This window comes from Rhodoplanes sp. P11, assembly GCF_964266735.1.
GTDB classification, from domain to species: Bacteria; Pseudomonadota; Alphaproteobacteria; order Rhizobiales; family Xanthobacteraceae; genus Rhodoplanes; species Rhodoplanes serenus.
The window spans coordinates 1291040-1307934 of sequence record NZ_CAXWGY010000001.1 but is presented as its reverse complement, the minus strand read 5'-3'; the positions used below and the strand labels follow the sequence as shown (position 1 = coordinate 1307934).

The following is a 16895-nucleotide window of genomic DNA, read 5'->3' as shown; positions in this document are numbered from 1 at the left end:
CTGGAGTTGCAGGACTCCTGGAGTTGCGAGGCAAATCCGGCGTCACCAAGGCCGGAGGCGCCGCGGCGGGCACTGCCGTGGGTGCCCGGCGCGGCGGCACGCCCGGCCCGATCGGCGCCCGCTGGGCGCCCCGATGCCGCACTTTGATCTCGCTCAATCGAACCCCGCCGGTTTCTGGTTGTTTGGCCCTGGACGGGCCGATCGATCCAGCCGCCGCGGCCGGGCGCAGGCTGGGTCGGCTCGTCGGGCCCCCTTCAGCAAAGGAGTGCGGCATGTACAGGGTCTACAGCGCGCCGGCCGGCGCCGAAAACATCTCCCCGCTCGAAAAGGATCGGCTGCTCCACCGCAACCTCGCCACCATGGACGAGGCGATCGGCTGGGCCGCCCATATGAGCCGGACCGGGCACGCCGTGGTGCTCATCGAGGGCGACGACGGCACCCGCCTCGCCGCCGGCGAGATCGCCAGCGCGCTGCGCCAGCGCGCCGGCTGACCCGACGGGCCGACCCGCACGGCGCCCCGGTCGCGCCAACGCGAGGTCGGCCCCCTTTCCATTCGACGACGGCCGGCCGCTCATGGCGGCCGCGCCATGCGGTGGAGCCGGTTGCGGCGAAGCCGGTTGCGGCGAGGCCGCCAGCGTGGCATCGCCTGCCCGGCGAGCGCTCGGCCGCCCCGGTCGGCGCGGCGGGTGGGGCGTCCCGGCCATGCGCATCGGCATCGATCTCGGTGGCACCAAGATCGAGGGCATCGCCCTCGACCACGATGGCGGCGAGCTGTGGCGCCGCCGCGTGCCGACCCCGGCCGACGACTACGACGGCATTCTCGCCACCATCGCCGACCTGGTGACCACGGCAGAGCGCACGCTCGGCCGCCACGGCACCGTCGGCATCGCCACGCCCGGCGCCATCTCGCCGGCGACCGGCCTGCTCAAGAACTCCAACAGCACGGTCCTCAACGGACGGCCGCTCGACGACGACCTGGCGCGGACGCTCGGCCGGCCGGTGCGGCTGGAGAACGACGCCAACTGCTTCGCCATGTCGGAGGCCAGCGACGGCGCCGCGGCCGGCGCCCGCGTCGTGTTCGGCGTCATTCTCGGCACCGGGGTCGGCGGCGGCGTGGTGATCGACGGGCGCGTCGTCTCGGGCCGCAATCGCATCGCCGGCGAATGGGGCCATGCGCCCCTGCCCTGGCCGCGCGACGACGAGCGGCCCGGGCCGCCCTGCTATTGCGACCGCCACGGCTGCATCGAAACCTTCCTGTCGGGTCCCGGCTTCGCGGCTGCCTTTCGCCGCGCCACCGGCCGCGACGCGACGCCGGACGCCATCGTGGCGGCGGCACGATCGGGCGATGCCGACGCGCGGCGCTGCTTCGACGATTACTTGGACCGGCTGGCGCGCGGCCTCGCCATGGTGATCGACGTCCTCGATCCCGACGTGATCGTGCTCGGCGGCGGCCTGTCCAACATCGCCGAGCTGTATGAGGCACTGCCGTCCCGCGTGGCCCGGCACGCCTTCACGGATCGGCTCGACACCACCATCGTGAAGAACCGCCACGGCGACTCGAGCGGCGTGCGCGGCGCCGCCTGGCTGTGGCCCGGGACGGACGTGTTGCGGTAGCAGAACCGATCCGTCCGGCGGGGTTCACCGCGAGGCGCGGTCTCCGACCGCTCTGGCGCCGCGCCTCCGATGCTCAGCGGCCCGTGAATCTCTACCGTAGATTGCCGATCTGTAATCTACAGTTTTACTGAGATCGATCGGCTCGTTGCTGACACCAACATTACACAAGCCCTCCCCGACCTCACACCACCGCGCAGCATCGGCCTTCCAAGGAGTTACAGAAATGCCACCAAGTGGAGAATTTCATGATTTAATTACCTCAATGTGGCTGTCGCCTTGGGCTAAGGGATGAGCGAGCCTCCTTAACCACTTCTAGCCCAAGATGTCTATTAAGCGGCTCTAACGTTCTTTTCGACAGTCTCGTCAATAATCGCCAACTATAAATCAGGCACTTATTTCTTATAATAGAATTTTAATTGGTTTGCATCATAACCAGGGTGCAGCTCTCGCCCAGCGAGGCACTCGCCTGGTGACCGACTCCGATGGTGCGTTGCTCCGGGTCGGCGCTCGGAGCGGCGGCAGGTCCGGCTTGGTCGGCGCGTCCGCTCGGCCAAACGCAGTGTATTACGTTCCATTCATCGATACACCCCCCTCCCGCCGGAGGCGGTGTCGCAGAGTACGTTGCCGTGGAGACCGTGATGTCCCTCCTGTCCCGCATCCGCATCCTGCCCAAGATTCTCTCCGTCGTTCTGCTCCTCGCTGCCGTTGCGGGTGCCGCGGCGTGGCACTCCGGGGCGAAGCTTCTGGCGATCGACACCGAGGATTCCCGCTTCATCGAGGAGGATGCCGACGCCCGGGTGGCGTCGGCGCGGCGGAACCGTGCGCCCATCCAGGTCGGTCTCGGCGTGTATCGCCTGAACGCCGAGACCGGCTCGGCCTCCTCGCAGGTGCTGGCGTCGGCGCAGTCGCTCTCCGGCGAGAGCAACCGCCTGAAGCTGGAGTTGTCGAAGTTTCTGAGCACCGTTCACGCCTGAGGTGCTCCGGACGTCATCAGCACTGCCATCGACTCAAGCCCGGCCTGCCGCGCTTTGCCCGTTTCGTTCTTTCCTCAGCCCTAGCCGATCGGAGCCCCCGACATGAACTTCTCGAACCTCAAGATCGTCTACAAGATCGTCGCCTGCTTCCTGCTGCTGGGTGCCGTCGTCGGCGGCGGCCTGTGGTACGCGACGTCCCAAATGCGGGCGATCGACGCCGAGTACTCGTCGATCCTGGAGAAGGACGTCCAGGGCATGAAGGCGGGGCTGCGCGCCAACCAGCGCATCTTCGACTTCGGCCGCCTCGCCTGGCGCATCATCGCCGAGACCGAGATGGCCGACATGAAGCGGACCAGCGAGGAGGTCCGGGCATCGATCCAGGAGTTCAACAAGAACATCAAGACTGCGGAAGAGCTGCTGCCCGGAGTGGCGGACCGGCTGCGCCGGGTCGAGCAGGCGTTCGCCGACGTCACGGCAAACGACTATCCGGTGATCGAGAAGGCCACCATGGCGGACAACAATGTCGAGGCCCTGCGGCTGTCGAAGGCCATGGCCGAGAAGAACACCGCGCTGCGCCGGCAGATGGTGGACGTGACCGCCGACATCGAGAAGACCTTGCAGGCGCGCTCGGACGCCGCCACCGCCGCGGTGAACAGCACCATTTGGCTCACCATCGCACTGGTCGGCGGCGCCTTTCTGGGCGTGCTGGCGCTCGCCTTCGCGATCGTGCAGTTCGGAATCTCGCGGCCGATCGCAGCCCTGACGGCCGGCATGCGCAAGCTCGCCGACGGCCAGTTCGACATCGCCCTCGCCGGCCTGGGCCGCAAGGACGAGATCGGCGAGATCGCCGACGCCGTCGAGGCGATCAAGCGCAAGGCGGTCGAGAAGGCGCATGCCGAGGCGGCCGCCCAGGCCGAGGCCGACGAGCGGCTGGCGGCGGAGCGCAAGCGTGAGATGCACCGCATCGCCGACAACTTCGAGGCGGCGGTGGGCGAGATCGTCGAGACGGTGTCGTCGGCTTCGACCGAGCTGGAAGCGGCGGCCGGCACCCTCACCCAGACGGCCGAGACCACCCAGCACCTGGCCACCCGGGTGGCGGCAGCTTCCGAGACCGCCTCGACCAACGTGCAGTCGGTCGCCTCCGCCACCAACGAGCTGACCGCCTCCGTGCACGAGATCAGCCGTCAGGTGCAGGAGTCGAGCCGCATCGCCGGCGAGGCCGTCAAGCAGGCCGAGAAGACCGATGGGCGCATCAACGAGCTGTCGCAGGCGGCGAGCCGCATCGGCGATGTGGTCAAGCTGATCACCGCCATCGCCGAGCAGACCAACCTGCTGGCACTCAACGCGACGATCGAGGCCGCGCGCGCCGGCGAGGCCGGCAAGGGCTTCGCGGTGGTGGCTCAGGAGGTCAAGGCGCTGGCCGCGCAGACCGGCAAGGCGACCGGCGAGATCGGTGCCCAGATCGCCGGCATGCAGCAGGCGACCCAGGACTCGGTCGTCGCCATCAAGGAGATCGGCGGCACCATCGGGCGCATCGCCGAGATCGCCTCGACCATCGCGGCCGCCGTGGAGGAGCAAGGCGCGGCGACCGGCGAGATCGCCCGCAACGTCCAGCAGGCATCACAAGGCACCACCGAGGTGGCGAGCAACATCGGCGAGGTCGATCGCGGCGCCGCCGAGACCGGCTCGGCCTCCTCGCAGGTGCTGTCGTCGGCGCAGTCGCTGTCGAGCGAGAGCAACCGCCTCAAGCTGGAGCTCTCGAAGTTCCTGGTCACCATCCGGGCCGCCTGACGCGGCTCGTTGCCGGCGCCCCCGCGCCGGCGAACCGACACGCTCGGCCGGCCGCGCCGGTCGATGCGCCGACAACCGAGACCGGGGATCACCCGGCACATCCCGCTCACCCCCTCCGCCCGGACGCCAAGTCCGGGCGTTTTTGTTGCAGGGCGTTTTCTTGCCGGGCGTTATCTTTGTTCATCGACATCGGCGCAGGGGTGGCCGGCCCGACGGTGATGCTGCGGCCCCCTGTCGCGGCCACGCGCCGGCGCTCGGCCGCACACACGTCCCGACGTTGAAGGCCGAGCCGGTGCGCCACCGCTGTTCAGCAGTGTGAACCCTGCGGCGGAAAACCTCAGGTTTAAAGCCTAGCCTAGAGGTATTTGGTTTCCCGAGAAGACTAGATATGTGCCCATATTCATGGGACTTTTGGCGAAATTCATTGTTAAGTTTTGGCCGCCAGTATCGTCTGCCGCAACGGAGATGACACGCACGTGCCCGTCATCCCCGGCGCGATTTCGAGCCCTCCGTCGATCCACCAACGCCCGACCTCACCTTTCGACCTCCCGTCACCTCGCGACGGTGGAACGCAGCCGTTCCACCGAGTGTCTGCCGTCGCATATTCCGTCGACGGCCGGAGAACGTCATGTCACTACTGACTCGCATTCGTATCCTGCCCAAAATTCTCGCCGTCATCGTGATGCTGGCCAGCATCGCGGGCTTCGGCGCCTGGTATGCCGGCACGCAGATTCAGCATCTCGAGCAGAGCTACTCGCAGTTCATCGAGAACGACTCGGCGGCCCGCACCGCCACCATCCGGCTCAACCGCGGGCTCTACCAGTACGAGATGTATCTCTACCGGATGATCGCCGAGACCAACGAGGTCGAGTACCGCAAAATTCCGCCGAAGGTGACCGAGGCGTTCAACTTCGCGCTGGAGCAGCTCGCCATCGGCAAGGCCAAGATGCCGCGCCACGCCGAGCTGTTCGACAAGCTCGAACGTGACGTGCGCGCCATCGACAAGGCGAGCCAGCCGGTGATCGCGCTCGCCCTGGAGAACCGCAACGAGGAAGCCACCACCCTGCTGCGCACCAGCGTCGATCCGCTGATCAACGCCACCCTGGCCGACGTGATCGCCGCCGGCCGCCAGATCGAGCGCGCCATCGCCGAGGGCACCGATGCGCTGACGGCGGCGAGCGCCCGCTCGGTCACCGCCACCTACCTGATCATCGGGATCGGCATCGCCATTGCGCTGGCCATCGGGGTGGCGATCGCTCAGTTCGGCATCTCGCGTCCGGTCGGCCGACTCACCACCGGCATGCACCGGCTCGCCGAGGGCGATTTCGAGGTCGTGCTCGAGGGCGTCGGCCGCAAGGACGAGATCGGCGAGATCGCCGAGGCGGTGGAAGCCTTCAAGCTGCGCGCCGCCGAGAAGGCCCGCCACGACGCCGCCGCGCAGGCCGAAGCCGACCAGCGCGCCGCGGCGGAGCGCAAGCGCGAGATGCAGCGCCTCGCCGACACGTTCGAATCGGCCGTCGGCGAGATCGTCGAGACGGTGTCGTCGGCCTCCACCGAGTTGGAAGCCGCCGCCTCCACCCTCACCCGCTCGGCCGAGACCACGCAGCGCCTGTCCACCCGGGTGGCGGCCGCCTCCGAGCACGCCTCGACCAACGTGCAGTCGGTCGCCTCCGCCACCAACCAGATGGCCTCGTCGGTGCAGGAGATCGGCCGCCAGGTGCACGAATCCACCCGCATCGCGGGCGAGGCGGTGCAGCAGGCGCGCCAGACCGACGGCCGCATCAACGAGCTGTCGCAGGCGGCGCAGCGCATCGGCGATGTCGTCAAGCTGATCACGGCGATCGCCGAGCAGACCAACCTGCTGGCCCTGAACGCCACCATCGAGGCGGCGCGCGCCGGCGAGGCCGGCAAGGGCTTCGCCGTGGTGGCTCAGGAGGTCAAGGCACTCGCCGCCCAGACCGGCAAGGCGACGGGCGAGATCGGCGCCCAGATCGCCGGCATGCAGCAGGCGACGCAGGACTCGGTCGCGGCCATCAAGGAGATCGGCGGCACCATCGGGCGCATCGCCGAGATCGCCGCGACGATCGCAGCCGCCGTCGAGGAGCAGGGCGCGGCGACCAGCGAGATCGCCCGCAACGTCCAGCAGGCATCGCAGGGCACCACCGAGGTGGCCGGCAACATCGCCGAGGTCGACCGCGGCGCCGCCGAGACCGGCTCGGCCTCCTCCCAGGTGCTGGCGTCGGCGCGCTCGCTGTCGAGCGAGAGCACCCGGCTGAAGACCGAGCTGGTGCAGTTCCTGACCAGCATCCGGGCGGCCTGACGACGACACAGCCGGCGGCCACCGCCGCGACCGATCCCCCGACGACGAAGCGCCCGGACCTCACGGCCCGGGCGCTCTGCATTCAGAACCGCCGCCTCCCTCTTGGGGGCGGGCCTTCTGCGTCAGTCGTCGATCTGGCGGTCCATGCTGTGGTCGCGAAACTGCTCCGACTGAACGAACTTGCCGTCGAGCCCGCGTCCTTCGGGATGGCGCGCCTTGTCACGGTTCGACAGGACGCCGTTCTCCGGGATCTGCTCCGGCACGATATCGGTGGTGCCGCCGGTGCCGTCGCCCTTGCCCTGCACGCCCGGACCGAAGTGCTTCTTGCTCGCATTGGCCATCTGTTGTCCTCGTCTGGCGGGTCATTGTCTGGCGGGTCATTCCTGATCGCACGTCACGTGCGAGACGCCGCGGCCGCTCTGGGGCGGCTCCACGGCGCGGGCGATCCGATCACTTGTGCGGGGCGCCGCGGCCGCTGCGCGCCACCGCCTTGTCGATGCCGCCCTGGCGGTTGGTGTCGTTCTCGACATCGCCCTCGATGGTGTTGGCACCGGCCAGCTCCTCCAGCTCGTCCGGAGTGACCTGGGCCATGCCGAGCCCCTTCGATCCGCCGATCAGCGGATTGCGGTGGAGGTCGCTGTCGAGCGGGCGGCTGGTCTTGAGATGCTTGCTCATGCGCTGTCCTGATTGGTGAAGTGACGACGCGGCTCAGTGAGCGGGGCGCGTGCCGCCGCCCTTGCGCTCCGGCTCGTGGGTGTGATGGCGGTCGGCGACGCCACCCCCGCCGGAGACGTCGCTGCGGGTGCGCTGCGGATCGTCCGGCGGTGGCTTCAGATCGCGGCGCGGCTCGTGGGCATCCTGGTGGGAGGAGCCCGGCCCGCCCTGACGGATGCTGCTGGGGATCTTCTTGGAAGTCGACATCACCGCTCCTGCGCGGGGTCAGCGGTCCTGCTGATAACCCTGGTTGGTGGTGTTGATCTTGCTGTTGCCCTGGCGGCCCTGCTGATCGACGTTGCGACCCGCGACCTCGGCGGTGTGGCCGTGCGCGGCGTCGTCGGTGCTCGGCGTCTTGGGATCGCCGGTGCCCTTCGGGCTCTGATTCTCGGGAGGAACGGGCGGGGGCTTGGCGGTCATTCGGTGCCTCCTTCGTGGGTCTCGACCGGCGCCGGCGCGGGCGCCGACGACGGACGGTCAGGAGGCCAACGCCCTGTCGCCACAGGGGTTCGTCACGCGGCCGGAAAGACGCCACGGAGGCAAGGAGCAACCGGCCCGGGGGCCGATGCCGGCCGTCCGCCACCACCCGGGCGGACGGTCGTTCAGGGCAGCCCGGTGGGATCGGCGCCGGCGATATCGAGCACGCGGAGCTGCGCCCGCTCGGCGCCCTGCCAGCGGTCCACCGCCAGGCAGCCGGCCACGTGCACGCGCTGCCCGCGGCTCTCCAGCAGGGCGCGGCCGAGCGGCTGGCCGGCGGCCCGGAAGGCGATCGCCTCCACCATCGCGCCGTCGCCCGCCTTCAGCCGCAGCCGCACATGGGCCTGGCCGACGGCGTCCGCATAGGCCACCACATGGGACGGCAGCGCCAGCACCGGCTCCGGATTGCCGGAGCCGAACGGCCCCGCCTGGGCGAGCGTGCGGCACAGCTCCGGCGTGACGGCGGCGCCCGAGACGGCGCCGTCGATCTTCAGCGCCTGATCGCGCCGCGCCAGCTCGACGGCCGGCGCCAGCGCCTCCTCCAGAAAGGCCCGGAAGGCGGCGAGCGCGGTCTTCTTCAGCGTCACGCCGGCCGCCATGGCGTGGCCGCCGCCCTTCACCAGCAGGCCCTCGTGAACGGCCCGCACCACGGCGCGGCCGAGATCGACCCCCGGGATCGAGCGGCCCGAGCCGGTGCCGGTGTCGCCCGGCTCCAGCGCGATCGCGAAGGCGGGCCGGCCGAAGCGCTCCTTCAGCCGCGCCGCGACGAGGCCGACGACGCCCGGATGCCAGCCGGCCGCCGCCGTCACCACCACGGCCCCCTTCTCGTCGTGGCCGAGCGCCGCCATTGCCTCCGCCTCGGCCTCCGCCACGGCGGCGAGCTCGATCGCCTGACGCTCGCGATTGAGCCGGTCGAGCTCGGCCGCGATGGTGCCGGCCTCCACCGGATCGTCGAGCGTGAGCAGGCGGGCGCCGAGATCGGCGCGGCCGATCCGCCCGCCGGCGTTGATGCGCGGCCCCAGCAGGAAGCCGAGATGCCACGCCTCCGGCGGGCCCGAGAGCCGCGCCACGTCCATCAGCGCCGTCAGGCCGGGCCGCTCGCGCCGCCGCATGCCGATCAGCCCCTTGGCCACGAAGGCGCGGTTGAGGCCGACCAGCGGCACCACGTCGGCGACGGTGCCGAGCGCCACCAGATCCACATAAGCGAGCAGATCGGGCTGCGGCCGCGCGTCGGTCCAGAAGCCGCGGCGGCGCAGCTCGCGCACCAGCGCCACCACGGTCATGAACACCAGGCCGACGGCGGCGAGATGGCCGAGCCCGGAGAGATCGTCCTGACGATTCGGATTCACCAGAGCGACCGCCGGCGGCAGCGTCTCGTCGGCCAGGTGATGGTCGACGACGACGACATCCAACCCGAGTCGCTTCGCCTCGGCGAGCGGGGCGTGGCTGGCGGTGCCGCAGTCGACCGTGACGATCAGCCCGGTGCCGCGGGCGGCGATCTGGCGGATCGCCTCGACGTTCGGGCCGTAGCCTTCGAAGATGCGGTCCGGGATGTAGATGTCGGGATCGAGCCCGCACTGGCGCAGCACCAGCGTCATCAGGGCGCTCGCGGTGGCGCCGTCGACGTCGTAGTCGCCGAACACGGTGACGCGCTCGCGCCGCAGCACCGCGTCGGCGAGCCGCGCCGCCGCCGCCGCCATGTCGGTGAGCCGGTCGGGGTCCGGCATCAGCCGCCGGATGGTCGGGTCGAGATGCGCCTCGACGGCATCGGGCTCGACACCGCGGCCGGCCAGCACGCGGGCGAGCAGCTCCGGCGTGCCGTGGCGCTGCACGATGGCGAGCGCCCGCGCGGCGCCGCGCTCGTCCAGCCGGTCGCGCCAGACGCGGCCGGTGACCGATTTTTCGACGCCGAGGAAGGGAGGCGGGGTCATGAGGGGGCTTGGTCATTCCGGGGCGCCGCGCAGCGGCGAACCCGGAATCCAGAGGCAGGCTCCACCCCCGTGGCTGGATTCCGGGTTCGCGCCTTCGGCGCGCCCCGGAATGACACGGAGAAAGCCCGCCTCACCCCATCTGAAACTTCTGGAACTGGCGGTGCTCGGCTCTGATCCAGCGCACCGTGCCGGTGGTGGAGCGCATCACCACGGTCTCGGTCTCGATCAGGCCCGGGCGGAAGCGGACGCCGCGCAGGAGCGAGCCCGACACGACGCCGGTGGCGGCGAACACGCAGTCGCCCATCACCAGGTCCTCGAGCTGATACTTCTTCTTCGGATCGCGGATGCCCATGCGGCGCGCCCGCTCGCGCTTCTCCTCGTTGTCGAGAATCAGCCGGCCCTGGAACTGGCCGCCGATGCACGACAGCGCGGCCGCGGCCAGCACCCCTTCCGGGGCGCCCCCGATGCCGAGATAGATGTCGACCCCGGTGGTGTCGGGATCGGCCGTGTGGATGACGCCGGCGACGTCGCCGTCGGTGATGAGCTGCACCGAGGCGCCGGTGCGGCGCACCGCGGCGATCAGATCGGCGTGCCGCGGCCGATCGAGAATCAGCGCCGTGATCTCCTCGGGCTTGACGCCCTTGGCCATGGCGAGCGCCCGGATGTTCTGCTCGGGCGGCGCGTCCAGATCCACGACGCCTTTCGAGTAGCCGGGACCGATGGCGATCTTGTCCATGTAGACGTCGGGGGCGTTGAGCAGCGAGCCGCCCTCCGCCATCGCCATGGTGGCGATCGCACCCGGCATCGCCTTGGCGCACAGCGTCGTGCCCTCGAGCGGATCGACCGCGATGTCGACCTTCGGCCCCTTGCCGTTGCCGACATGCTCGCCGATGAACAGCATCGGCGCCTCGTCGCGCTCGCCCTCGCCGATCACCACGGTGCCGGAGATCGGCAGCCGATTCAGCTCGCGCCGCATGGCATCGACGGCGGCCTGATCGGCGGCCTTCTCGTTGCCGCGACCGCGCCACTGGGCGGCCGCCACGGCGGCCCGCTCGGTCACCCGCACGATCTCGATCGAGAGGACGCGGTCCAGTGTCTCGCGCTGACGGAGTGCGGCGGTCTGGCTTCGATCGCCCCTGACGAGCTCGCTCATGCTCACGACCACGTCCTTTTCACTGCGACCGGACCGCGGCGCGGTCCGGTCAGTTCTTCTCGATGCGGATGACCTGAGGGTTACCTGCGATCACGCCGCGGTTTTTGATCTCGCGCAAGGCTTTGCGCACCGCGTCCTCGGTCGTCGCGTAGGTGACCAGAATGATGGGAGCCGGCGACTGCGTGCCGTCGGGATCGTCGCCGCCGTGCGGGCCGCCGTTGCGACGCCGCTGCACGATGGATTCGAGGGAGATCTGCTCGTCGGCGAGATGACGCGCGATGGTCGCGAAAGTTCCCGGACGATCGACGGCGAGGAGACGAATGTAATAGCCGCCCTCGTGCCGCTGCATGGGAGCGCGCCGGCTGCCGGCCAGATCCGCCACCGGCCGGGCGAACGGCCGCACCCGCGCACCCCGCGCGATGTCGGCGAGATCCGCCACCACGGCGGAGGCGGTGGCGGCACCGCCCGCCCCGGGGCCGACCAGGGTGATCGGCGAGAAGCCGGCGGGATCGATGGTCACCGCATTGGTGACGCCCATCACCTGGGCGAGCGGCGAATCGAGGCGCACCATGGTCGGGTGGACGCGCTGCTCGATGCCCGATTCGGTGCGCACCGCGACGCCGAGCAGCTTGATGCGGTAGCCGAGCTCGGCGGCGGCCGCGAGGTCCTCCGGGGTGATCGACGAGATGCCCTCGACATAGACGGCATCGGGATCGACCTGCACGCCGAACGCGAGGCTCGCCAGGATGGCGATCTTCTGCGCGGTGTCGTGGCCGTCGACGTCGAAGGTCGGATTCGCCTCGGCATAGCCGAGCCGCTGCGCCTCGCGCAGGCAGTCCGCGAAGGACAGCTTCTCGCTCTCCATGCGCGACAGGATGTAGTTGCAGGTGCCGTTGAGGATGCCATAGACGCGGTCGAACGAGTTGCCGGCGAAGCCCTCGCGCAGCGTCTTCACCACCGGGATGGCGCCGCCCACCGCCGCCTCGAAGTTGAGCGCCGCCCCGCTGCGCTCGGCGAGCGTCGCCAGCGCGACGCCGTGACGGGCGATCAGCGCCTTGTTGGCGGTCACCACCGGCTTGCCGGACGACAGCGCCGCCTCGATGGCGGACTTGGCCGGATCGCCCTCACCGCCCATCAGCTCGACGAAGGCGTCGATCTCCGGATCGGTGGCCAGCGCCTGCGGGCTCGCCACCCAGCGCAGGCCCGGAATGCCGAGCGCCTGCATCTCGGATTCGGCCTTGGCCGAGACCGCGACGAGCCGCACGGGCCGGCCGCAGCGCGCGCCGAGCACGTTCGACTCCGGGGCGTTCGACTCCTGCCGGTGCAGAAGCTGCGCGACCGACCCGCCGACGGTACCCAGTCCCGCGAGACCGACTTTGAGCGGCGCAACCATGTGAGAGAAACCTCGCGGCGAATGTTCGGAAAGACGTCAACCACGGGCGGGTTTCGTTTCGCTGAAGAAACCCGCCGGAAAAGCGAATCCCGGAGACGGCCGCCGAAGACCGGCGACCGCGCCGGGACTGCTGCCTCAGCGCGACTGCGCCAGCGGCACGACGTTGTGCAACTTTTCAGGTCCGCTTTCAAGAAAGCGGCGCAAGTTGCGGGCCGCTTGGCGAATGCGCTGCTCGTTCTCGACCAGCGCGATGCGCACATAGCCGTCGCCGTGCTCGCCGAAGCCGAGGCCCGGCGCCACCGCCACCTCGGCCTTCTCGACCAGCATGGTGGCGAACTCGATGGAGCCGAGGGTGTCGAACGGCTTGGGGATCGGGCACCAGGCGAACATCGAGGCGCGCGGCGGCGGGATGTCCCAGCCGGCGCGGCCGAAGCTCTCCACCAGCACGTCGCGGCGCCGCTTGTAGATCTCGCGCATCTCGCGGATGCAGTCCTCCGGCCCGTTGAGGGCGGCGGTGGCCGCCACCTGGACGGGCGTGAAGGCGCCGTAGTCGAGATACGACTTCACCCGCGCCAGCGCGGCGATCAGCCGGTCGTTGCCGACCGCGAAGCCCATGCGCCAGCCCGGCATCGAGAACGTCTTCGACATCGAGGTGAACTCGACCGCGACATCGAAGGCGCCCGGCACCTGGAGGATCGACGGCGGCGGGTTGTCGTCGAAATAGACCTCCGCATAGGCGAGGTCGGACAGCACGATGAGGCCGTGCTTTTTCGCGAAGGCGACCACGTCCTTGTAGAAGTCGAGATCGGCCACCTCGGCGGTCGGGTTCGACGGGTAGCACACCACCAGCGCGAGCGGCTTGGGGATGGAGTGCATCACGGCGCGTTCCATGGCGTGGAACAGCTCCGGTCCCGGCTCGCACGGCACCGAGCGGATGACGCCGCCGGCCATCAGGAACCCGAAGGCGTGGATGGGATAGCTGGGATTGGGCACCAGCACCACGTCGCCGGGCGCCGTGATGGCCTGCGCCATGTTGGCGAAGCCCTCCTTGGAGCCGAGCGTCGCCACCACCTGGGTGTCGGGATTGAGCTTCACGCCGAAGCGGCGGCCGTAATAGGCGGCCTGGGCGCGGCGAAGGCCGGCGATGCCCTTGGAGGCCGAGTAGCGGTCGGTGCGCGTCTTGCCCACCGTCTCCTTGAGCTTGTCGACCACATGGGCCGGGGCCGGCAGGTCGGGATTGCCCATGCCGAGGTCGATGATGTCCGCACCGGCGTTGCGCGCCGCGGCCTTGGCGCGATTCACCTGCTCGAAGACATAGGGGGGCAGACGGCGGATGCGGTGAAATTCTTCCATGATGTCAAAACCTCGGCTGCGAGATCGGTCCTGACCGGCTCGTCCGCGGGGTTCTAGCACGAGGACTGCCGGTTCGGAAAAGCTTGGCGTCAGGCGGGAGTCGATGGTCCGTCGGGCGCCGTGTCGGAGACGGTCCCGGATGGAGGAAGGGACCGGGAGTTCAGGGCGCGCCGGCGGCGCGCCGCGCGGCGGCGGCGCGGGCGGCAGCGAGATCGTCGACCACCTTCTTGCGCTCGGCCTCGGTGAGGGGCGCGTCGGAGCGCTGGCGCGGCAGGTCGTTCACGGACGGAAAGCCGGGCGCCGTCGCGGGACGATCGGGCACACCCTCGGGGAGGCCACCGACCGCCTGAGGCATCTCGGACAGAATGGACGAGCAGCCTACCAGCGCGCCGGCGAGAGCCGCGACCGCGATCAGGCGCATGACGCGACGCGGCATGGCATGGTGCAGCGCATCACGATGCAGCAGATCGCGCATGTCGCGGGAGCCGGTGTCGCGGGAGCCAATGTCGCGGGAGCATATGTGATGGGAGCGCGCGTCACGGGACCGCGTGTCACGCCGATGCCGGGGAACGGTTCTAGACATCGCGCGCACTGACCAACATCTTAATCGGCGGACGAACGTGACGGCTGGGCCGACGGCTGCGGTACAGTCATAATATGTCCAAACCAAGGAGCGCCACCGATGGACACCGCCGAGGACTCGCCCGTGACGCCCGCCCCCGGTACCCCGCCGCTGCCCGCCGCGATCGCCGAGGCATCGACGGAGGCGCCGACGCAGGACATCGCCGGCGAGGTCGGTCACGCCGGCAACGGCGCCCACCCCGGCCGCGACGGTGATGCAGCATCCGGCGGCGAGAGCGGCCTGCCTCCCCTGAGCTACGGCGATGCGGCGGCCCCCCCTCGTTCGGCCCCCCTGCCCGCTTCCTCTCCCGCCCCGCAGCCCGTCCTGGCGGCGGCCGAGCCGGCGCCGCCAGCGACTCCCGCCACGCCCGCGGCTCCGACGCCGCCCGGCGCCACCGAAGCCGCAGCCTCGCAGCCGGCCTTCGTGGAGCCGCCGAAGAGCGTGGAGCCTCCAGCCGCAGCGGCGGCGAAGCCCGAGGCGAAACCCGCAGAGGCGAAATCCGAGGCGAAGTCTGAAAAGACCGCCAAGCCGGACGCCGACGCGGCCCACGAGGTGCCGCATGTCGACATCGAGAAGTTCGCCACCAACGTGGCCCGCATGATGGAGCAAGGCGGCCGGGCGCTGGCCGCGTTCATGAAGCCGCGCGAGGAAGGCAAGATCCACGACGAGCCGCCCCAGCAGGTCATCGACGTCGTCACCACCTTCGGCAAGGTGATGGAGTATTGGATGCGCGACGCCAAGCGCGCCATCGAGCTCCAGACCTCGATCGGCCACGCCTATCTGGACCTGTGGGCCAACACCATGCGGCGTCTCGCCGGTGAGACCTCGCCGCCGATCGCGGTGCCGGACCCGCGCGACCGCCGCTTCTCCGATCCGGAGTGGTCGAGCAACACCTATTTCGACTTCCTCAAGCAGGCCTATCTGGTCACCAGCCGGCTCGCCAATCACCTCGTGGAAGACGCCGAGGGGCTCGATCCGGTCACCCGCCGCAAGGCGGACTTCTACATGAAGCAGGTGGTCAACGCGATCGCCCCCTCCAACTTCGTGTTCACCAATCCGGAGCTGCTGCGTCTGACGCTCCAGTCGAACGCCGAGAACCTGGTGCGCGGCATGAAGATGCTGGCCGAGGACATCGAGGCGGGCCACGGCGAGCTGAAGATCCGCCAGTCCGACAACTCGAAGTTCGAGGTCGGCCGCAACCTCGCCATCACGCCCGGGAAGGTGGTGTATCAGAACGAGCTGATGCAGCTCATCCAGTACACGCCGACCACGCCGACGGTGCTGAAGACGCCACTGCTGATCGTGCCGCCGTGGATCAACAAGTACTACATTCTCGATCTCAATCCCGAGAAGTCGTTCATCAAGTACTGCGTCGACAACGGCATCACGGTGTTCACCATCTCGTGGGTGAACCCGGACGAGCATCTCGCCCAGAAGACCTTCGCGGACTACATGCGCGAAGGCCCGCTGGAGGCGCTCGACATCGTCCTCAAGATCACCGGCGCGCCGTCCGCCCATACGCTGGGCTACTGCGTCGGCGGCACCATGCTGTCGATCACCATGGCGTACCTGTCGGCGGTGAGCACGGCGGAGCGCATCCGCTCGGCCACCATGTTCACGGCCCAGGTGGACTTCGAGCGCGGCGGCGATCTCAAGCTGTTCACGTCGGACGAGACCCAGATCGAGGCGATCGAGCGCCAGATGGCCGAGCACGGCTATCTCGAAGGCGGCAAGATGGCGATGATCTTCAACTTCCTGCGCTCCAACGATCTGGTCTGGCCCTACATCATCTCGAACTATCTCAAGGGCGAGCAGCCGTTCCCGTTCGATCTCCTCTACTGGAACTCCGACTCGACCAGGATGCCGGCCGCCAACCACTCCTATTATTTGCGCAACTGCTATCTCGACAACAATCTCAGCAAGGGCGCCATGGAGATCGACGGCGTCACCCTCGATCTGAAGAAGATCCTGGTGCCGATCTACACGGTGGCGACGCGCGAGGATCACATCGCACCGGCCGAGTCCGTCTATATCGGCGCCTCGATGTTCGGCGGCGAGGTCGAGTTCGTCTGCGCCGGCTCGGGGCATATCGCCGGCATCATCAATCCGCCGGCCGGAAAGAAGTACCAATACTGGACCGGCGCGCGCCCGCAGGGCGAGAACGTCGAGGCGTGGATCAAGCGCTCCACCGAGCATCCGGGCTCGTGGTGGCCGCATTGGCTCGGCTGGGTGCGGCACTTCGATCCGAGCGAGGTGCCGGCCCGCATCCCGGGCAGCGTCGCCGGCTATCCGGCGATCGAGGATGCACCCGGCAGCTACGTCAAGGTGCGGGCCTGATCGGCGGCATCGCGCCCGCACGTCCTCACGGGGGCGTTACAGCCCGCCCCGCTCCGGCCGGCTCCGTCGGGAGCCGGCTCCGTCGAGAGCCGAAGAGTTGCGCCGCATCAATGCGACCGCCACGCCCGGGCCGATGATCGCCCCGCTCGTTCTCCCGGACGCTCGGGGCGCCTGCCCTGCTCGTCCGAGCAAGAAGCATGGACAAGAGGATTCCCC

The 16895-nt window shown here is 69.5% G+C and carries 15 protein-coding genes; 6 read left to right on the top strand and 9 right to left on the bottom strand.

Translation table 11 applies throughout. The features are described 5' to 3' along the window. Positions 1 to 272 precede the first annotated feature (272 nt). The 5 genes from ACFQUV_RS05715 (at position 273) to ACFQUV_RS05695 (ending at position 6699) form a co-directional block, all read left to right on the top strand. Positions 273 to 491 carry a hypothetical protein gene (locus tag ACFQUV_RS05715; protein WP_111388220.1) on the top strand — a complete coding sequence of 73 codons (219 nt, stop codon included), beginning with the start codon at positions 273 to 275 and terminating at the stop codon, positions 489 to 491. A gap of 211 nt (positions 492 to 702) precedes the next feature. Further along, complete coding sequence (locus ACFQUV_RS05710) at positions 703 to 1614, top strand: ROK family protein (RefSeq protein WP_129609201.1); 912 nt, start codon at positions 703 to 705, stop codon at positions 1612 to 1614. Positions 1615 to 2252: 638 nt separating this feature from the next. After that, positions 2253 to 2588 (top strand): hypothetical protein, encoded by a 336-nt coding sequence (locus ACFQUV_RS05705; protein WP_129609200.1) that lies wholly within the window; start codon positions 2253 to 2255, stop codon positions 2586 to 2588. 102 nt (positions 2589 to 2690) lie between these two features. Next, positions 2691 to 4379, top strand: a complete 1689-nt coding sequence (locus ACFQUV_RS05700; protein ID WP_129609199.1) for a methyl-accepting chemotaxis protein — start codon at positions 2691 to 2693, stop codon at positions 4377 to 4379. A 628-nt stretch (positions 4380 to 5007) separates the two neighbouring features. Then, on the top strand, positions 5008 to 6699 hold the full coding sequence (locus ACFQUV_RS05695; RefSeq protein ID WP_129609198.1) for a methyl-accepting chemotaxis protein: 1692 nt from the start codon (positions 5008 to 5010) through the stop codon (positions 6697 to 6699). Positions 6700 to 6821: 122 nt separating this feature from the next. Here ACFQUV_RS05695 and ACFQUV_RS05690 read toward each other — a convergent pair whose 3' ends face one another. The 9 genes from ACFQUV_RS05690 to ACFQUV_RS05650 all read right to left on the bottom strand — a co-directional run bounded on the left by ACFQUV_RS05690 (position 6822) and on the right by ACFQUV_RS05650 (position 14195). Next, entirely contained in the window at positions 6822 to 7040 is a 219-nt protein-coding gene (locus ACFQUV_RS05690) for a hypothetical protein (RefSeq protein WP_111388609.1), read from the bottom strand. Positions 7041 to 7149: 109 nt separating this feature from the next. After that, on the bottom strand, positions 7150 to 7374 hold the full coding sequence (locus tag ACFQUV_RS05685; RefSeq protein WP_111388610.1) for a hypothetical protein: 225 nt from the start codon (positions 7372 to 7374) through the stop codon (positions 7150 to 7152). 33 nt (positions 7375 to 7407) lie between these two features. Continuing rightward, entirely contained in the window at positions 7408 to 7620 is a 213-nt protein-coding gene (locus tag ACFQUV_RS05680; RefSeq protein ID WP_129609197.1) for a hypothetical protein, read from the bottom strand. An 18-nt stretch (positions 7621 to 7638) separates the two neighbouring features. Beyond that, positions 7639 to 7833 carry a hypothetical protein gene (locus ACFQUV_RS05675; protein WP_111388612.1) on the bottom strand — a complete coding sequence of 65 codons (195 nt, stop codon included), beginning with the start codon at positions 7831 to 7833 and terminating at the stop codon, positions 7639 to 7641. A gap of 182 nt (positions 7834 to 8015) precedes the next feature. Next, on the bottom strand, positions 8016 to 9821 hold the full coding sequence (gene recJ / locus ACFQUV_RS05670) for a single-stranded-DNA-specific exonuclease RecJ (protein WP_129609196.1): 1806 nt from the start codon (positions 9819 to 9821) through the stop codon (positions 8016 to 8018). Between the two features lie 130 nt (positions 9822 to 9951). Beyond that, complete coding sequence (gene glpX / locus ACFQUV_RS05665) at positions 9952 to 10974, bottom strand: class II fructose-bisphosphatase (protein WP_111388256.1); 1023 nt, start codon at positions 10972 to 10974, stop codon at positions 9952 to 9954. A gap of 49 nt (positions 10975 to 11023) precedes the next feature. Then, positions 11024 to 12367: a homoserine dehydrogenase gene (locus ACFQUV_RS05660; protein ID WP_111388255.1), complete on the bottom strand. Its 1344-nt coding sequence runs from the start codon at positions 12365 to 12367 to the stop codon at positions 11024 to 11026. Between the two features lie 135 nt (positions 12368 to 12502). Next, positions 12503 to 13720: an LL-diaminopimelate aminotransferase gene (locus ACFQUV_RS05655; protein ID WP_129609195.1), complete on the bottom strand. Its 1218-nt coding sequence runs from the start codon at positions 13718 to 13720 to the stop codon at positions 12503 to 12505. A gap of 160 nt (positions 13721 to 13880) precedes the next feature. Further along, positions 13881 to 14195 carry a hypothetical protein gene (locus tag ACFQUV_RS05650; protein WP_129609194.1) on the bottom strand — a complete coding sequence of 105 codons (315 nt, stop codon included), beginning with the start codon at positions 14193 to 14195 and terminating at the stop codon, positions 13881 to 13883. A gap of 699 nt (positions 14196 to 14894) precedes the next feature. Here ACFQUV_RS05650 and phaC point away from each other — a divergent pair. Next, the gene (gene phaC, locus ACFQUV_RS05645; protein WP_244601409.1) at positions 14895 to 16679 is read left to right on the top strand and encodes a class I poly(R)-hydroxyalkanoic acid synthase; all 1785 of its coding nucleotides are present in this window, start codon (positions 14895 to 14897) and stop codon (positions 16677 to 16679) included. Positions 16680 to 16895: the final 216 nt, after the last annotated feature.